Source organism: Diaphorobacter sp. ED-3 (assembly GCF_027625375.1).
GTDB classification, from domain to species: Bacteria; Pseudomonadota; Gammaproteobacteria; order Burkholderiales; family Burkholderiaceae_C; genus Diaphorobacter; species Diaphorobacter nitroreducens.
In genome coordinates this window covers 1,226,815-1,243,586 of record NZ_CP115182.1, presented here as the reverse complement: position 1 = coordinate 1,243,586, position 16,772 = coordinate 1,226,815, and the positions used below count along the sequence as shown (strand labels likewise).

17 protein-coding genes, 1 other RNA gene and 1 riboswitch are annotated in these 16,772 nt (G+C 62.4%); of the genes, 5 read left to right on the top strand and 13 right to left on the bottom strand.

The window, feature by feature from the left end; translation table 11 throughout:
- Window position 1 precedes the first annotated feature (1 nt).
- Window positions 2-1,882 (bottom strand): TonB-dependent receptor domain-containing protein, encoded by a 1,881-nt coding sequence (locus PCQ86_RS06050; RefSeq protein WP_172206543.1) that lies wholly within the window; start codon window positions 1,880-1,882, stop codon window positions 2-4.
- An 80-nt stretch (window positions 1,883-1,962) separates the two neighbouring features.
- A riboswitch (cobalamin riboswitch) is annotated at window positions 1,963-2,206 on the bottom strand.
- Between the two features lie 34 nt (window positions 2,207-2,240).
- On the opposite strand from PCQ86_RS06050, the gene PCQ86_RS06045 reads away from it, so the two are divergent.
- From PCQ86_RS06045 to ssrS, 3 genes are all read left to right on the top strand, one after another.
- Window positions 2,241-2,480: a hypothetical protein gene (locus PCQ86_RS06045; protein ID WP_015912724.1), complete on the top strand. Its 240-nt coding sequence runs from the start codon at window positions 2,241-2,243 to the stop codon at window positions 2,478-2,480.
- Entirely contained in the window at window positions 2,477-2,821 is a 345-nt protein-coding gene (locus PCQ86_RS06040; protein WP_011804529.1) for a cell division protein ZapA, read from the top strand. Before PCQ86_RS06045 ends, PCQ86_RS06040 begins: the two co-directional genes overlap by 4 nt.
- 54 nt (window positions 2,822-2,875) lie before the next feature.
- A non-coding RNA gene (gene ssrS / locus PCQ86_RS19835) (6S RNA) lies at window positions 2,876-3,055 on the top strand.
- Between the two features lie 406 nt (window positions 3,056-3,461).
- Here the strand turns inward: ssrS and PCQ86_RS06035 are convergent.
- Window positions 3,462-4,181 carry a sulfite exporter TauE/SafE family protein gene (locus PCQ86_RS06035; RefSeq protein ID WP_088887414.1) on the bottom strand — a complete coding sequence of 240 codons (720 nt, stop codon included), beginning with the start codon at window positions 4,179-4,181 and terminating at the stop codon, window positions 3,462-3,464.
- 3 nt (window positions 4,182-4,184) lie between these two features.
- The gene (gene hemN / locus PCQ86_RS06030; protein ID WP_011804527.1) at window positions 4,185-5,567 is read right to left on the bottom strand and encodes an oxygen-independent coproporphyrinogen III oxidase; all 1,383 of its coding nucleotides are present in this window, start codon (window positions 5,565-5,567) and stop codon (window positions 4,185-4,187) included.
- Window positions 5,568-5,738: 171 nt separating this feature from the next.
- Here hemN and fnr point away from each other — a divergent pair, with 171 nt between their 5' ends.
- Window positions 5,739-6,482 (top strand): fumarate/nitrate reduction transcriptional regulator Fnr, encoded by a 744-nt coding sequence (gene fnr, locus PCQ86_RS06025; RefSeq protein ID WP_011804526.1) that lies wholly within the window; start codon window positions 5,739-5,741, stop codon window positions 6,480-6,482.
- Between the two features lie 40 nt (window positions 6,483-6,522).
- Here fnr and PCQ86_RS06020 read toward each other — a convergent pair whose 3' ends face one another.
- The 9 genes from PCQ86_RS06020 to PCQ86_RS05980 all read right to left on the bottom strand — a co-directional run bounded on the left by PCQ86_RS06020 (window position 6,523) and on the right by PCQ86_RS05980 (window position 14,551).
- Window positions 6,523-6,810: a hypothetical protein gene (locus PCQ86_RS06020; RefSeq protein ID WP_015912721.1), complete on the bottom strand. Its 288-nt coding sequence runs from the start codon at window positions 6,808-6,810 to the stop codon at window positions 6,523-6,525.
- Between the two features lie 76 nt (window positions 6,811-6,886).
- Window positions 6,887-7,165 carry a FixH family protein gene (locus tag PCQ86_RS06015; protein ID WP_270175083.1) on the bottom strand — a complete coding sequence of 93 codons (279 nt, stop codon included), beginning with the start codon at window positions 7,163-7,165 and terminating at the stop codon, window positions 6,887-6,889.
- 61 nt (window positions 7,166-7,226) lie between these two features.
- Complete coding sequence (ccoG, locus tag PCQ86_RS06010) at window positions 7,227-8,669, bottom strand: cytochrome c oxidase accessory protein CcoG (protein WP_270175082.1); 1,443 nt, start codon at window positions 8,667-8,669, stop codon at window positions 7,227-7,229.
- 84 nt (window positions 8,670-8,753) lie between these two features.
- On the bottom strand, window positions 8,754-9,668 hold the full coding sequence (gene ccoP, locus PCQ86_RS06005; RefSeq protein ID WP_011804522.1) for a cytochrome-c oxidase, cbb3-type subunit III: 915 nt from the start codon (window positions 9,666-9,668) through the stop codon (window positions 8,754-8,756).
- A gap of 29 nt (window positions 9,669-9,697) precedes the next feature.
- Complete coding sequence (locus PCQ86_RS06000) at window positions 9,698-9,835, bottom strand: cbb3-type cytochrome oxidase subunit 3 (protein WP_011804521.1); 138 nt, start codon at window positions 9,833-9,835, stop codon at window positions 9,698-9,700.
- A gap of 14 nt (window positions 9,836-9,849) precedes the next feature.
- The gene (gene ccoO, locus PCQ86_RS05995) at window positions 9,850-10,482 is read right to left on the bottom strand and encodes a cytochrome-c oxidase, cbb3-type subunit II (RefSeq protein ID WP_011804520.1); all 633 of its coding nucleotides are present in this window, start codon (window positions 10,480-10,482) and stop codon (window positions 9,850-9,852) included.
- 19 nt (window positions 10,483-10,501) lie between these two features.
- Window positions 10,502-11,941: a cytochrome-c oxidase, cbb3-type subunit I gene (gene ccoN / locus PCQ86_RS05990; protein WP_103737280.1), complete on the bottom strand. Its 1,440-nt coding sequence runs from the start codon at window positions 11,939-11,941 to the stop codon at window positions 10,502-10,504.
- Between the two features lie 65 nt (window positions 11,942-12,006).
- Window positions 12,007-12,144, bottom strand: a complete 138-nt coding sequence (gene ccoS / locus PCQ86_RS05985; protein ID WP_011804518.1) for a cbb3-type cytochrome oxidase assembly protein CcoS — start codon at window positions 12,142-12,144, stop codon at window positions 12,007-12,009.
- A gap of 1 nt (window position 12,145) precedes the next feature.
- Entirely contained in the window at window positions 12,146-14,551 is a 2,406-nt protein-coding gene (locus tag PCQ86_RS05980) for a heavy metal translocating P-type ATPase (protein WP_270175081.1), read from the bottom strand.
- Window positions 14,552-14,659: 108 nt separating this feature from the next.
- Here PCQ86_RS05980 and PCQ86_RS05975 point away from each other — a divergent pair, with 108 nt between their 5' ends.
- Window positions 14,660-15,103 carry a universal stress protein gene (locus tag PCQ86_RS05975; RefSeq protein WP_011804516.1) on the top strand — a complete coding sequence of 148 codons (444 nt, stop codon included), beginning with the start codon at window positions 14,660-14,662 and terminating at the stop codon, window positions 15,101-15,103.
- Window positions 15,104-15,208: 105 nt separating this feature from the next.
- On the opposite strand, the gene PCQ86_RS05970 is transcribed toward PCQ86_RS05975, so the two are convergent.
- A complete protein-coding gene (locus PCQ86_RS05970; RefSeq protein ID WP_270175080.1) occupies window positions 15,209-16,768 on the bottom strand; it encodes a malonate--CoA ligase in 1,560 nt (519 codons plus the stop codon).
- Window positions 16,769-16,772: the final 4 nt, after the last annotated feature.

Genomic DNA, 16,772 nt, shown 5'->3' with positions numbered 1-16,772 from the left:
GTTACTGCGGCGCCCACTTCAGGCCCACGTAGAACGTGCGGCCGCCGGTGGCGTAGGTGCGCGCCAACTGGTAGTCCTTGTCGGCCAGGTTGTCGACGCGGGCCAGCAGCGTCACGTCGCGCGCCACGCGCTTGCTGGTGTAGAGGTTGAGCGTGGTGTAGCCGCCCAGTACGTTGGTGTTGGCCGCGTTGTCGTACCGGCGCGCAGATGCGTAGAGCTCCGCCCCCAGCGTCCAGCCTGCCACCAGGGTGTCGGCACCCAGCGTGGCGTAGCGCTTGGCACGGCGCGCCAGCAGTTTGCCGCTGTCCAGGTCACGCGGGTTCTGCCAGTCGATGGAGCCATGCAGCGACACGCCCGCGATGCGGTGCGCGGCCGACAGCGTCACGCCCTTGTACTCGGCGCGCCCCACGTTCTCGTAGCAGCCGAAGCTGGAATCACAGCGGCCCGCGGCGCCGAAATTGATGAGGTTGCTGACGCGGTTGCGGTACGCCACGACACCCACGCTGCTCTCTCCTTGCGTCCACCGCGCGCCCAGTTCCACGTTGCGCCCCTTCTCGGGCTGCAGGTCGGGCGCGCCGTATTCGCTGAAGCGGTGGTAGAGCGTGGGTGCGCGGAAGGACGTGCCGGCCGCTGCGGTGACGCGCCACTGCGGCGTAATGGCGTAGCCATAGGACAGGCTGCCCGTGCTTTTGCCGCCGAACTCGCTGTCGTCGTCATAGCGCAGGTTGGCCTGCAGCGTATGGGCGCCCTGGTTCAGGCCATAGCCCAGCGCGAGCGCGTTCTGTGAGCGGTCACGCTGGAGGTCGCCCACGAACTCGGTGGCGGGGTTGTGCAGTTCGTCCTCGCGGCGCTCCAGCGCGGCTGTGAACAGATGCGCGCCCAGGCGCCACTCGTTTTGCAGCAGGTAATTGTGCAGCGTGGTCTCGGTCATGTAGAAGTTGGGCCGGGTGCTGTATTCACTCTGCCCCTGCGTGACCTGCAAGCGCGTGCTGTACACGTCGCTCCACTTGGCCAGCCATGCCAGGCTGGCCGTGCGCAATTGGTGGTGATTGCGGTCGTCGGCCGTTTTGCTGCCGTCGTACTGCGAGTTGAGGTTGCTGGCGAGCAGCGTGCCCTCCAGGCGATGGGTCGTGTCGAACTGCACGCCCAGTCGGGCATTGGCAGAGGTGCGGCGGTAGCCGTCTTTGTCCGGGTTGTAGGCGGAGCCTACGCGGGCACTGAAGCCATCGGCGCGCTCATGCGACAGCCCCAACGCATAGTCCACCTGCTCGGTGCCGCCACTCACGCCGGCCTGCACCGTCCGCGTGCCCTGGTTGCCCAGGCCCACGCCCACGTAGGGCGCCGGCGCACCCTCGCCCTTTTTGGTGAAGAGCTGGATCACGCCTCCCATGGCATCCGAGCCGTACACAGCAGCCGCTGGCCCGCGCACGACCTCGATGCGGTCGATCTGCGACAACGGGATTTGCTCCCACACCACGCCGCCGGTGGATTGCGAGTCCAGGCGCACGCCGTCCAGGTACACGGCGGTAAAGCGCGACTCCGCTCCGCGCAGGTAGACGCTGCCACTGCTGCCCTGGCCGCCATTGCGCGTGATCTGCACGCCTGGCAGGCGCGAGATCACGTCAATGACGCCTACCGCGCCGCTGGCCTCGATGGTTTCACGGTCGATGACGGACACATCGGACACGATGTCGGCCAGCGGCCGGGCCACGCGGGTTGCCGTGATGACGGTTTCACGCAGTTGGGGTTCTGTGGCTGCCTGGGCCAGCAGGGTCTGGGACACGGCGGGGAAAGCGGCGGCCAGCGCCAGCGGCAGCACGGCGACGCGCGCGTGCACGGAAAGCGCACTCAAGCGCACATTGAACGGACGGGTGTTTGTCATGTGGGGCAAACAGAGAGATCGCCACGGCCGACCTCCCCGTCGGCACCTGGGCATAACGGCCCAGGTTTCACAAAAGGAAACGCGGAGCCACCTCGTTGGCCGGTATCCGGGCTGGCGGAACGCTCTGCATCGCCTTCCCAAACGCTTGTTCAAGGCGCTCAGTGGCTTGTCAATGAAGAGGGAGCCGAGGTACGGCTCATCCGCTGACCGTTGCGGGGGCAGCGCAGGCACAGGACGCACTCCATGGCGGAGGGCCCCTCCCTGCTTCCCGTTGAACTGCGGCATGTGAACCACGCCGCTAGCACCAACTGCGCAATTTTACGATGGTTCGCACGCCGATCCCTACAATCGGCAGCGTATGGCCTCCCCCTCTTCCATCGACCAGATCGCCGAGCGCGTTGAGCGGCTGCTGCTGCGCCATGCCGAGTTGCAGCGCACCAATGCCCTGTTGGCGCAACAGGTCGCGGCGCTCACCCAGGAGCGCGATTCCCTCCAATCCCGCCTGCAGGCGGCCCGTGCCCGCGTAAACGCATTGCTGGACCGCCTGCCTGCCGAGCCCGAACTCCCCGGCACTGCCGAGACGAAAGACGCGCCATGAAGCAGATCGAGGTACAGATCCTCCAGCAAAGCTATCTCCTGGCCTGCCCGGACGGCCAGGAGTCGCGCCTGCTGGAGGCGGTCGAGCGCGTGGATACCGCCATGACGCGCATCCGTGACGCGGGCAAGGTACGCGCGCGCGAGCGCATCGCCGTGCTGGCGGCCCTCAACCTGGCTTTCGAGATCGCCGACCGCGAAGCCGCCGATTTGGCAGCCGCCTCAGCCCCTGCGCGCATCGCCCCCACCCCGGTCGCGCCGCATGTGCACGACAGCGATGAGCGCGTGCAGCAGTTGCTCCTGCGCCTGGACGAGGCGCTGGGCGAGGATGGGCGCCTCCTATAACCATTACGGTAAAAGCCTGGCCCCTGGCTGCACACGGGCAGCCCACTACAATGAACATGTCTGCGGTGCTGCCGGGCTTTATATTTCCTTGAACCAATGCTCATTGAGCACGGGCTTGGTACATCGCCCGGTGAGCGTGATCATCTCGCGTCAGATGAACCCAACGCCTGGCTGCCCTCGCCCACCTGAACCCCCGGTTCAGGATGCCGGTCCGGTGGCATTCGCAGACACCTTTTCTCCGGTAATCGCTTGCGCCCTCGCTCCGGGTGAGTGCCAGTGACCTCAATACCTGCTCAGAAAATCCGGCGCTCCGCGGCCAGCGCGCGCAACCCACCCATCTGCAAGGCACAGAGCAGACCTTGGTAGTCGTCGCACCGATGCCAAATATCCTGGCGTGGTTCGGGCGTTCCCATTCCTTCGGCAACCTCACTGATACGCAGCGCGCGCCCCAGACGTACGGTGGCGCATCCAGTAAGGCAGCGATGGGTAGCTGGATTTCTCCACGTCGATGAGAACAGACTCGTCACTTCCGCTGGTAGAGATCTGACAGCGATACGTCACGCCTGAGCGTCTCAGTTTGCACCATTCGCTTGCCACGGCATGCTTCGCAGAGCCGCTGTGGTTCCACAAAACGCTGCTTTCAGGGCACGCACCACGGCGCCGGCTGCCCATGGACAACCTCCATCCATAGCGCCCATGCACCCAGGGAAAAAAGCACACCACCTGCCAGCCGAGACCCCCACGCCCCACCCTTCACGCCGATCCAAGCGCGAATGCGGCCAAATGTCCACGGCCCCAGCACCAGCCATACACCGCTTCCCACGCCAAACAGGACCATGCACAAGGCTCCGCGGAGCACGCTTCCGCTGAGAGCGGCAGTCAACAGTGCGGTATACAGCAGGCCGCATGGCAGGAGCGCCCAGGCCACACCCGCGGTCAGGAGCCCGCCAGGCCGAGAGACCAAGGGCTTGACCTTCGCCCAGGCAGCACGCCCCGCCCGCTCAACCCACAAGGGCTGCTGCGCTTGCACCATCATCATCCCGCCCCACGCGAGGATGAGCACGTGCATCAGCGTCCAAAGGGGGCGCAATGCCGAGGTGCTTTGCCCCAGCCATGCGAGTTGCTCCATAGCCAGCGCAACCACCGCCCCTGCGGCGCCGTAGCCAATCAGGCGCCCCACGTGAAACTGCGCTACCCGTTGGAGGATTCCGCGGCGGGACGCCCATTGAATGGTGTGGGTGGCGTCCGGCGTGCCACCCAGCCCCGTAAGCGCCGCGCAGGGAACAGAACACATCGCCAAACAGTGAGCCCCTCCCATCAGCCCCATCAGGAAGGCCGTCGTGGCCAGCGCCCACAGCATGGATCAAATAATCCGGGAAAAGCGAGCGCGGTTACGGTCAGCCTGCAGATACTTGTCGAACACCATGGCCACGCCGCGCACGAAATACCATCCCATGGGCGTGACTTCAACGCCCTCATCACTGATTTTCACCAAGCCCTGAGCCGCCATTTCTTGCAGTTGCTGTAATTCCGCATCGAAATAACTGCGGAAATCAATCAGCCAGGACTGTTCCAACGGCTCAAACAGTAATTCACCTTGGCACATCAACGCCATGATGACTGCGCGACGCACCAAGTCGTCCTTGGTCAACGCCAGCCCGCGCACCACAGGCAAATGCCCCTGGTTAATGCAGTCGTAATACTCGTCCAGCGTTTTCACATTTTGACTGTAAGTAGCGCCCACGCGCCCGATGGCAGAAACGCCCAGACCAATCAGGTCGCAATCGGGCTGCGTGCTATAGCCTTGGAAATTGCGGTGCAGCCTGCCTTGCCGCTTGGCCACCGCCAGCGCATCGTCTGGCAGAGCGAAATGGTCCATGCCCACGTAGACGTAGCCGGCTTCCTGGAACACATCAAGTGACCGGGCCAACATGGACACCTTGGCCGAAGCCATGGGCAACTCGGCCGTGATGATGCGTCGCTGCGACTTGAAGCGTTCTGGCAAGTGAGCGTACGCATACAGCGCGATCCGGTCTGGCCGCAACTCGGCTACCTGCTCCAAGGTGCGATCAAACGACTCCGGTGTCTGGCGCGGCAGCCCGTAGATCAAATCCACGTTCACCGATTCAAACCCGAGCTTCCGAGCCGCATCGACCAACGCGAACACCTTTTCGGCAGGCTGAATGCGGTGCACGGCCTTTTGTACTTCAGGGTCGAAATCCTGCACGCCAAAGCTCAGGCGATTGAAACCCAGCTCCGCCAACAATCCCAGCCGCGCTTCATCCACGGTCCGGGGGTCCACTTCTATGGAGTACTCCCCCCCAGGAACAAGGACGAAACTGCGCCTCAGCATGCCCATCAGTTCGCGCAAACCGTCATCCGTCAGGAAAGTAGGCGTGCCTCCGCCGAAATGCAGCTGGCTCACATGCTGACCCACACCGCAGTGCGCCGTATGCAGGTCGATTTCACGGCTGAGGTAACGCAAGTAGACCTCTGCCCGCTCCGGATGCCGGGTAATGATTTTGTTACACGCGCAGTAATAGCACAGCGATTCACAAAACGGGATGTGGACATAAAGCGACAACGGCATCGCCTTGGCTACCGACCCCACGCGACGCTGCTGCAGCGCAAGGATGTATTCCCGCTCGCCAAAGGCCTCGACAAAACGATCAGCAGTCGGATAAGAGGTGTAGCGCGGCCCTGGGACGTCAAAGCGACGCAGGAGCTCTGTTGTAACAACGGTCATGACGGGATTCCTTGCACTTTCATATCACTGTGCCGTAGAGTCCCCCATGAGTCCTTGACGTTGATCAAGCGCCCATGAGGTCCTTGTGGCGACAATTTGACTTCGGCTCAAAGTCGTCCGGCGGCCTACGGCATTCCATGTCTCCCAGCCGTTCAGAGGTAAGCTCAAGCCATGAACAGGGTTCCCATGCATACGAATCTCCAGACCATCAAAGTTGCCTGCTCAAACTGCAATCTGCGTGAGCTGTGCATGCCCGTGGGTCTGGACGACCAGCAACTCAAGCGCATCGATGACATTGTTGCTGTACGACGCAAGATCAAGCGTGGCGGCACGCTTTTCCGGAACGGTGAACCCTTCACATCCCTTTTTGCCATCCGCACCGGATTCTTCAAGACCTGTGTCGCCACCGAAGACGGTCGCGATCAAGTGACGGGTTTTCAAATGGCTGGCGAGATCATCGGCCTGGATGGCATCGTGAGTGACCGCCACACCTGCGATGCGGTAGCGCTTGAAGACGCCGAAGTATGCGTCATGCCTTTCGATCGTATTGAAGAGTTGTCGCGCGAAGTAACGGCATTACAGCACCATGTGCACAAGATCATGAGCCGCGAGATTGTTCGCGAGCATGGGGTCATGCTGTTGCTGGGGAGTATGCGTGCCGAGGAACGCCTTGCCGCATTCCTGTTGAATCTCGTACAACGCTTGCATGCCCGGGGTTTCTCACAATCCGAATTGGTGCTGCGCATGACACGCGAAGAGATCGGCAGCTACCTGGGATTGAAACTGGAAACCGTCAGCCGCACGTTTTCCAAGTTCGTGGAAGAAGGTATTGTGGAAGTAAAACAGCGCCATGTGCGCATCGTCGATACCGATGCGCTGAAGCGCATTGTCAACAGCCAGCAAGCCTGCCATTAAGCCTGGGTTTTTGCTGATTCATAACTGATCGGCGGAAAGATCAGGAAACGTATTTGGCGCAATCAGCCGGCCGCGCCCCTTTGGGCACGGGGCAGCGATTCAACTCAAAGGGCGAGAGTGACAACAGCGTCGTCAATGCGCTGGAAGCCATGAGTACGAACCAGAACGTGAAGAAGGCGATGGTATACACACCTTCGCGCGAGAGATGCAGGGGTTGATCAAACCACTGCAGCGCTTCTGGATCCACGAAGGCGAACACCACCATTTCCATGACGCCCGCCATCAAAAAGGCCGGCCACGCGATCCACATCAATCGTTGCATCCACATTCGCCCATCTCCTAGCAGGTGTAGTTGACAGCCTAGCATCTGTTCTCCGGCATGCAAAGAGGACTCGCCCTGCCGGTCAACGCGGTTGGTCCTCCAGCGGAGTAGCTGCATGGTTGCGCCCCTTCATGGCAGGCGTCATGTCGCCTCCTGACTCCTTCAGGGTCTCGTTGATGTTCAACCCCCGTTGGTAATAGTCTTCCGCGATGACGGGGTCGGGTTGGCTCACGGCCAGCCAGAGGGTCACGAAGCCCGCAATGATGACAATCACCGGCCCCGCGATGACAAGCCAGACATGGCCAAACGTCCACCAAGGCTTTCCTGCGTCTTCCAGATTCATGGGGAAATTACTCGGCATTTATACCAACTCCTCGCTCATTTATGAGCACAGCTTGTTCATTTGCATTCCACGACCGCCTTCAGCGGGGTACAAGGAACACGGATTTCTCTGCCACTTGGGCTTTATCACCCTGCGCTTGAATATCGAAATACACCGTATGCGATCCAGGAGATGCTGAGCCATACGGAATTTGAAGACGGACAACCACCCATCGGGATTCCGCCGGTCCAATGTCAATTACGGTCTCGGACGCCACTTCCAGCCCTTCCATACCGTGGGCGCTGATGGTGTAGCGCTGCGCCCCCTCCGTGGCGTTCATGATCTGCAGCCGGTAGATATTTTCCAGCTTGCCTCCCGCCACGATGCGCGAGAGCGCAGCGCGGTCGCGCACGATGTCCACCTTCAACGGCGTGCGTACCACCAAGCTGGCCAGCATGCCAATGCACAACACCACCAGCACCGCTGAATAGAACAACACACGGGGTCGCAGCACGCGTTTGAGCATTTGCGATTGGGTCCAGTGGTTCTTGACGCCGTTCTGCGTCGAGAAGCGAATCAGCCCGCGCGGATACTTCATCTTATCCATCACGGTATTGCAAGCGTCCACGCAGAGACCGCAACCAATGCATTCGTATTGCAGTCCGTTGCGAATATCGATACCCGTTGGGCAGACCTGGACACACAGCGTGCAATCGATGCAGTCACCCAGTCCCGCAGCTTTGTGATCTACGGTCTTGTTACGGGGCCCGCGAGGCTCGCCGCGCTCGGGATCGTAAGAGACGACCAGCGTGTCCCTGTCGAACATTGCGCTTTGGAAACGCGCATAAGGGCACATGTATTTGCACACCTGCTCGCGCAGGAATCCTGCGTTGCCGTACGTGGCCAACCCATAGAAGATCACCCAGAATATCTGCCACCCTCCTTGCAGGGCCAGCAACTCTTCCCCCAGCTCGCGAATCGGAACGAAATAGCCCACGAAGGTGAAGCCGGTCCAGAACGCGACCGCAATCCAAATGGCTTGCTTGACAGTTTTTTTCCAGATCTTCTCAAATGTCCACGGACCATTGTCCAGGCGCATACGGGCACTGCGGTCGCCTTCGACTTTGTGCTCGATCCACATGAACATTTCCGTGTATACGGTCTGGGGACAGGAGAAGCCGCACCACAGGCGTCCCGCCACTGCGGTAAACAGAAAAAGCGACAGCGCGGAAATAATCAGCAAACCCGTCAGATAAATGAAGTCCTGCGGGTAAAGCACCAAACCAAAAATATAGAAACGGCGTGCTCCGAGGTCAAAGAGCACCATTTGGCGCTGGCCCCACTCCAGCCATGGCAGGCCATAGAAAACCAGCTGTGTCAGAAACACCATCGCCCAACGCCAACGGGCGAACACTCCACTTATCGAGCGTGGATAAATTTTCTTTTGCGCCTCATAGAGCGAAATGACCTCGGTCTGCGAACTTTCGGCCCCCACTGGCGTGATAGGAATCACCTTACGGGGCTGACCTTCGGCTGGCTTCATGGTGGAATCTCAAAAAGGAAGTGCAACTTCCAAAACGCAAAACGGCCGGCGCCCCTCGACGGGGAGCCGGCCGCACAGGGAGCATCAGCGCGGGGCGCCGGCCTTATTGGACAAACCCCAGACGTATGCCGTCAACACCTTGATCTGTGCATCGGTCAACTTGCCCGCTTGGGCAGGCATCTCGTTGGTCTTGCCATTGTTGATCATAGCGGTGATGGCAGCTTCGCCCCAGCCATGCAGCCAGATGTCATCCGTCAGATTAGGGGCACCCAGGGCCACATTGCCCTTGCCGTCCATCCCGTGGCATGCAGCGCACGCAGTGAACTTCGACTTGCCCAGAGACGCCTTCAGGGAGTCATGCGGGCTTCCCGACAGGCTCAGGACATAGTGGGCGAGGTTGCGCACATCTTCCGGCGAGCCCACGGCGGCCGCCATGGGAGGCATGACGCCAATGCGCCCATCGTGGATGGTCTTCTGGATCTGATCAGGCGCACCGCCGTGCAGCCAGTCACCGTCGGCCAGGTTGGGGAAGCCCTTGCTGCCGCGGGCATCGGAACCATGACACTGCGCGCAGTTGTTCATGAACAGACGCTCACCAATTGCCATGGCCGCTGCGTCGGCCGCCATCTCTTGGGGCTGCATGGCCTCGAACCGCGCATACAGAGGCTGCAACTCTGCGTTAGCCTTGTCCACTTCGGCTTGGTACTCGCCCAGCTGCGTCCAGCCCAACTTACCCTTAAAGGTCCCCAATCCTGGATAGGCAGCCAGATAGCCAGCGCCGAATACCAGCGTGATGATGAACAGCCACATCCACCAACGGGGCATGGGGTTGTTCATTTCCGTCAGGTCTTCGTCCCAGACGTGACCGGTGGTGTTGTCGGCCGTAGCCTCGACCTTCTTGCGGGACGTGATCCACAGCAGCAAGCCGCAGGCCACGATACCGATGATGGTGATTCCGGCCACGTAGAAGGACCAGAAGTTACTCGTGAAATCGCTCATGGGTTATCTCTTTTCTTGTGGAGACTTCTTCAGTCCTCGGCGAAGGGCAACTGTGCTGCCTCCTCGAACCGGGCCCGGTTGCGGCGCATGAAGGCCCAGAACCAGATGCCCACGAAACACGCCAGCGACGCCAGCGTGGCCACGATACGCATGGTGGTGATGTCCATGACCAGTTCCTCGATTACTTGAGCGCACGGCCCAAAACCTGGAGATAGGCCACCACGGCATCCATCTCTGTCTTGCCCTTGACCTGCTCGGCGGCGCTGGCGATCTCCTCATCCGTATACGGGACGCCGACCGTGCGCAATGCCTTCATGCGAGGAGCGACGACGGAAGGATCGATCTGGTTCTTTTCCAGCCAGGGATAGGCGGGCATATTGGATTCGGGCACCACGTCGCGCGGATTGTTCAGGTGAATGCGATGCCATTCATCGCTGTACTTTCCACCCACGCGATGCAGGTCGGGCCCAGTGCGCTTGCTACCCCATTGGAAGGGATGGTCGTAGACGAACTCGCCAGCCACCGAGTAGTGGCCATAACGCAGGGTTTCCGCACGGAACGGACGGATCATCTGCGAGTGGCAGTTGTAGCAACCCTCGCGCAGGTAGATATCGCGTCCGATCAATTGCACTGCCGTGTAAGGCTTCACGCCTTGAACGGCCTCAGTCGTCGATTTTTGAAAGAACAGAGGAACGATTTCCACCAGGCCGCCGACGGCCACAACCAGCAAGATCAGCACGATCATCAGGAAGTTGCTGGTTTCGACCTTCTCGTGCGTGAAGCCGGTGGATGCTTTGTTATGCGTATTGGACATGTAGTTGACCCTCCGAACTTCAGGCGTGAGCGGGTTTCACGGCGGGAATGGCCACCTTGACGGAGCGTCCGGAGATCGCCGTCACCCAGACATTCCATGCCATCACCAACATACCGCCGAGGTACAGCAGACCGCCAAAGAAGCGGATCGCGTAGAACGGATAGGTCGCCTTGACGCTTTCCACGAAGGTATAGGTCAGCGTGCCGTCGGGGTTCACGGCGCGCCACATCAGACCTTGCATCACGCCAGCAATCCACATGGCGGCGATGTACAGCACGATGCCGATGGTGGCCATCCAGAAGTGCAGTTCAATTGCCTTGATGGAGTGCATCTTCTCCTTGCCAAACAGGCGAGGCACCAGGTAATACAGCGAACCCATGGTGATCAGACCCACCCAGCCTAGCGCGCCTGCGTGCACGTGCCCCACAGTCCAGTCGGTGTAGTGCGAAAGCGCGTTGACGGTCTTGATGGACATCATCGGTCCTTCGAACGTGGACATGCCGTAGAACGACAGCGACACGATCAGGAAGCGCAGGATGGGGTCGTCACGCAGCTTGTGCCAGGCGCCGGACAGCGTCATGATCCCGTTGATCATGCCGCCCCAGCTGGGCGCCAGCAAGATCAGCGAGAACACCATGCCCACGGATTGCGTCCAGTCAGGCAGCGCGGTGTAGTGCAGGTGGTGCGGACCCGCCCACATGTACGTGAAGATCAGCGCCCAGAAGTGGACGATGGAGAGGCGGTAGCTGTACACCGGACGGCCAGCCTGCTTCGGGATGAAGTAATACATCATGCCCAGGAAGCCGGTCGTGAGGTAGAAGCCCACGGCGTTGTGGCCGTACCACCACTGCACCATGGCGTCCTGCACGCCTGCGTAGGCGGAGTAGCTCTTCATGAAGCCCGCCGGAATGGCCGCACTGTTGACGATGTGCAGCAGCGCCACGGCGATGATGAACGCACCGAAGAACCAGTTGGCCACGTAAATGTGCTTCACCTTGCGCTGGCCGATCGTTCCGAAGAACACCACCGCATAAGAGACCCACACGGCAGCGATCAGGATGTCGATCGGCCATTCCAGCTCGGCATATTCCTTGCCGGAGGTATAGCCCAGCGGCAGGCTGATGGCCGCCGCTACGATGACCAGTTGCCAGCCCCAGAAAGTGAACGCCGCCAACTTGGGCAGAAACAGCCCCGCCTGGCAAGTGCGCTGCACCACGTAATAGCTGGTGGCGAACAGGCCGCAGCCGCCGAATGCGAAGATCACGGCATTGGTGTGCAGCGGACGCAGCCGGCCATAGCTCAGCCATGGAATGCCGAAGTTGAGTTCAGGCCAGGTCAGCTGGGCGGCGATGAACACGCCTACCAGCATGCCGACCACCCCCCATACGACAGCCATGATAGAAAACTGGCGTACTACGGTGTCGTCGTAGTGCGCAACTCTTGTTTGTGAAGAATCCATCGGGCACCTCTAGTATTTGCAGTAAAAAGTTTTAACCAGGCTCGCAGTAGGCCTATTGACGAACATCAACCGTCCCTCAGAATGCGCTCCCCCTCCTGATCGACGTTCTCAAATTGGCCACGGTAGACGGCCCACCACAGTCCCGCCAGTACAAACAGCACCAGTACGACGGAGAGCGGAATCAACAAATACAGGATGTCCATATCAGACGACCTCCAAGGGCGTGCTCACGGCACGTGCGGCACCAGCGCAGTCGCCGGAACTCTCGTGGCTGAGCGGGTCCGGCAGGCGCGCCAGGCGGGCGGCGTTGAGCACGACGAGCAGTGAACTCAGCGCCATGCCCAGGCCTGCGAGCCAAGCCGGCATGTAGCCCGCAATCGCCAGGGGCACGCACAGCGCGTTGTATGCAGCCGCCCACCACAGGTTCTGGCGGACGACGCGCAAGGTGCGCCGCGCCAGCCAGAGTGCCTGCGCAACAAGGGCGAGATTTTCGCCCATAACCACGAAGTCGGACCGTGACTGGGCCAGGGGCACGGCGCGGCCGAACGCAAACGAGACATGCGCACCGGCCAGCACGGGGCCGTCGTTGAGCCCGTCGCCCACCATCGCCACATGGTGTCCTTGCGCCTGCAACGTCTGCAGATGCGCGAGCTTGTCCTGCGGGGTGCAGTCTCCCCGGGCCTGGCCGATGCCGGCCTGGGCAGCCACCCGCTGCACGGACTCGGCCCGGTCACCGGACAGCAGCTCGACCGCCACGCCTTCGGCGCGCAGCCCGCGCACCACCGCCGCGACCTCGGGGCGCAGTTGTTCGCTCAGCACGAACCGCGCGATTTCCACTGCCGCGCCTTCGCATTCCATCGACAGCACGACCTGCGGCCCCGCATCGCCGTCCACGGCGGGCACGCGGGCATGGGCCGCAGAGCCCAGGCGCAGTATCGTTTCCTGGGCGTGTGACGGTGACGATGCACGGGCCACCAGGCCTGCACCCGGCAGCTCCTGCACGGCATGGACCGTCCAGCCCGCGGGCGCCGCGGCAGACTGCGCCGCGGATGCCAGCGCGCGCGACGCGGGATGCAGTGAATGCGCCGCCAGCGCCGAAGCCAGGGCCAGCGCCTCGCCTTCGCCCCAGCCGGCCCCTGGCGCCACATGTACGCTATGCAGCGCAAGTCCATCGCGGGTCAGCGTGCCCGTCTTGTCGAAGACCACCGTATCCACCGCAGCCAGCGCCTCCAGCCCCTGCAGGTTGCGCACCAGCACGCCCCGCCGCGCCAAGGTGCCCGCAGCCGTCAGCATGGCCACCGGCGTGGCCAGAGACAGCGCGCAGGGGCACGTAACGATGAGCACCGCCACCGCCACCATCAGGGCATGGCTCGGATCGCTCGGCCACCACCACACTGCCGCCAGCACCGCGGCCAACAACACCGCCACCAGGAAAGGCCGGGCCACCCGGTCCGCCAGCTGCGCCAGGCGGGGCTTTTGCAAAGACGCGCTCTCCATCAATGCCACGATCTGCCCAAAGCGCGTCTCACTGCCCAGCGCCAAAACCTCCACCGTGACCGGTGCGCGCAGGTTGTAGCTGCCCGCCGTCACGCGGCTGCCTTCGGGTCGGTCCACAGGCGTGGATTCACCGGTGAGCAGCGCCTCGTCGGCCTGGGTACCGCCTGAAAGGATGCGGCCATCCGCGGGAAAGGCCTCCCCCGGCAACACGCGCACCACGTCTCCGGCCTGCAGACGGCGCGTGGCCACGCGCGTGAAGCTGCCGTCTTCCGCCCGCCGCTCCACGCTGTCGGGCAACCGGTTCATCACGGCTTCCAGCGCCCCTGCCGTGCGATCGCGCAGGCGCAGCTCCAGCCAGCGGCCCGTGAGCAGGAAAAAGACGAACATGGTCAGCGAGTCGTAGTAGACCTCGCGGCCAAAGGGGCCGGTCGGATCGAACGTGCCCGCCATGCTGACCACGAAGGTGATGAGCATGCCCAGCGCCACGGGCAGATCCATGCTGACCCGCCGCTGCCGGATATCGCGCAGCGCGCTGGAGAAGAAAGGCCCGCAGGCGAACAGCACCACCGGCAGGCTGATGACCCAGGAGGCCCAGCGCAGCAGTTGTTCCATTTCCATGGTCAGGTCGCCGGGCATGGCTTGGTAGGCAGGCCATGCGTACATCATGACCTGCATCATGCAAAAACCCGCCACCAGCCAGCGCCACAGCGCCTTGCGGTTCTCGCGCTGGCGCTGCTCCCGCGCCAGCGCATCCAGGGCAGGCAGCGCGCGGTAACCGGCCTTCTGGACCGCGCCCATCAACTGAGACGGGCGCACTCGTCGCGGGTCCCATACCACGCGTGCGCGGCGGGTGGCGGCGCTCACGTCCGCTTCCGCCACGCCGGGCACACGCCGCAGGGCTTCCTCGATGGTCAGGGCGCAGGCGGCGCAGTGCATTCCGTCGAGCACCACATGCGACTCCCACGGACCCGCCTGGGCATCCGCACCTGCGGGGGTAGATGTGCAGGGCTTGCCAAAGGCCGACCATTCCTGGGGGTCATCAAGCAGCGCGACCTCATCCGGTGCAGCCGTGGAGAGGGGCGACGCCCACGGGTCGGCATCAGGATTTGACATAGCCTCAAGACTATTCGGATTGCGCGAAGGACTCATTGACTTGAATCAAGACATGGACCACGAACTATCCTATGCTTTTACCGTTCTTAACGAAATGAGGAACTGCACATGTACAAACGCATCCTGATAGCCACCGACGGTTCCCCCCTGTCGCAAAAGGCCGTGGAAAGCGGGCTCTCACTGGCGGGGCTCACAGGTGCGTCGGTGGTCGCCTTGAAGGTCGTTCCCCGGTATCCGCGCAGCTATTTCGAAGGTGGCCTGCCCGTGGACGCCGCGGACATCAAGCGCATCGAGAAGCAGTGGGCGGATGCGGCCCAGGAACTGGTGGACAAGGTCAAGGTGCAGGGCACCGACGAAGGCGTGACTGTGAAGACCGTAGTCGCCAAGTCCGACCTGATCGCCGAAGCCGTGATCGCCGCCGCCAAGAAGCACAAGTGCGACCTGATCGTGATGGCCTCGCACGGCCGCAAGGGCATCAAGCGCCTGCTACTGGGCAGCGAGACGCAGCACGTGCTGACGCACTCGCACATTCCGGTGCTGGTGCTGCGCTAAGCATCAAATTAGGCTCTAGCGCCCGACTATCAAGCGCTAGCAGCTATCATCTAAATAGCAAAAGGCGGCCCAGGCCGCCTTTTTGTATTGCAATGCCGCGCCGGCTCAGGCGAACAGCCCCTTGTACTGGTCGCGCAGCAGGTTCTTTTGCACCTTGCCCATGGTGTTGCGCGGCAGTTCGGTGGTGACGAAGCAGCGCTTGGGAATCTTGAAGTTGGCCAGTTGGCTCTTGAGCGATGCGATGACCGTGTCGCCATCCACCTTTGCGCCGGGCTTGGGGATGACCACCACCACGCCCACTTCGCCGAAATCCGGGTGCGGCACGCCGACCACGGCGCTCTCGGCCACGCCGGGCATCTCGTTGATGTAGCCCTCGATCTCGGCCGGGTAGACGTTGTAGCCACCGCTGATGATCAGGTCCTTGCTGCGGCCCACGATGCTGACATAGCCACGCTCATCCACCTTGCCGACGTCGCCGGTCTTGAACCAGCCGTCGGCGCTGAATTCTCCCTTGGTCTTCTCGGGCATGCGCCAGTAGCCCTTGAACACGTTGGGGCCCTTGACCTGGATGTTGCCGATCTCGCCCACGGGCACCGACCTACCGGCATCGTCCACCACGCGCAGGCCCACGCCGGGCAGCGGAAAGCCCACGGTGGAGCCGCGGCGCTCCGCCTGCCCGCCATGGCGCGCGTCGGCAGCGTAGGGATTGCTGGTGAGCATGATGGTCTCACTCATGCCGTAGCGCTCCAGGATGGTGTGGCCCGTGCGGTCCTGCCATTCCTTGAAAGTCTCGATGAGCAGCGGCGCCGAGCCCGCGATGAACAGCCGCATGTGGCTGGCCGCGGCCTTGGTCAGCGCCGGCTCGGCCAGCATGCGCACGTAGAGCGTGGGCACGCCCATGAACACCGTGGCGCGCGGCATGGCGGCGATCACCGCCTTGGGGTCGAACTTCGCCATCCAGATCATCTTGCTGCCATTGATCAGCGCACCATGGATGGCCACGAACAGGCCGTGCACGTGGAAGATGGGCAGCGCGTGGATCAGCACGTCCCCGGGCTTCCAGCCCCAGTAGTCCTTGAGCACCTGGGCATTGGACAGCAGGTTGCCATGCGTGAGCATCGCGCCCTTGCTGCGTCCCGTGGTGCCGCTGGTGTAGAGGATGGCAGCCAGGTCGTCAGCCTTGCGCGGGACGGCGCGGTGCTCGTCGCCGAAGTGCGCGGCGCGCTCCAGCAGGCTGCCGGTGCGGTCGTCGCCGAGCGTGAACACATGTTGCGTGCCCGCAGTGAATGCGATCTTCGACACCCAGCCGAAGTTGCCTGGCGTGCAGACCACCACGGCCGGCTCGGCATTGCCGATGAAGTACTCGATCTCTGCGCTCTGGTAGGCGGTGTTTAGCGGCAGGAACACATAGCCGGCGCGCAGCGTGGCCAGGTACAGCAGCATGGCTTCGACCGACTTCTCCACCTGCACGGCGATGCGGCTGCCCTCGGGCAGCTTCAGCGATGCCAGCAGGTTGGCGATGCGGGCGCTGGCGCGGTCCAGGTCGCGCCAGGTGTAGAGCAGCGGCGCGCCCGCGGCCGAGGCGGCCTCGACGGCGGTCTGGTCCAGGTCAGCAGGAAAGGCAGCGCGCAGCGCGGAAAACAGGTTCTGGGAGGAGGAGCTCATGGTG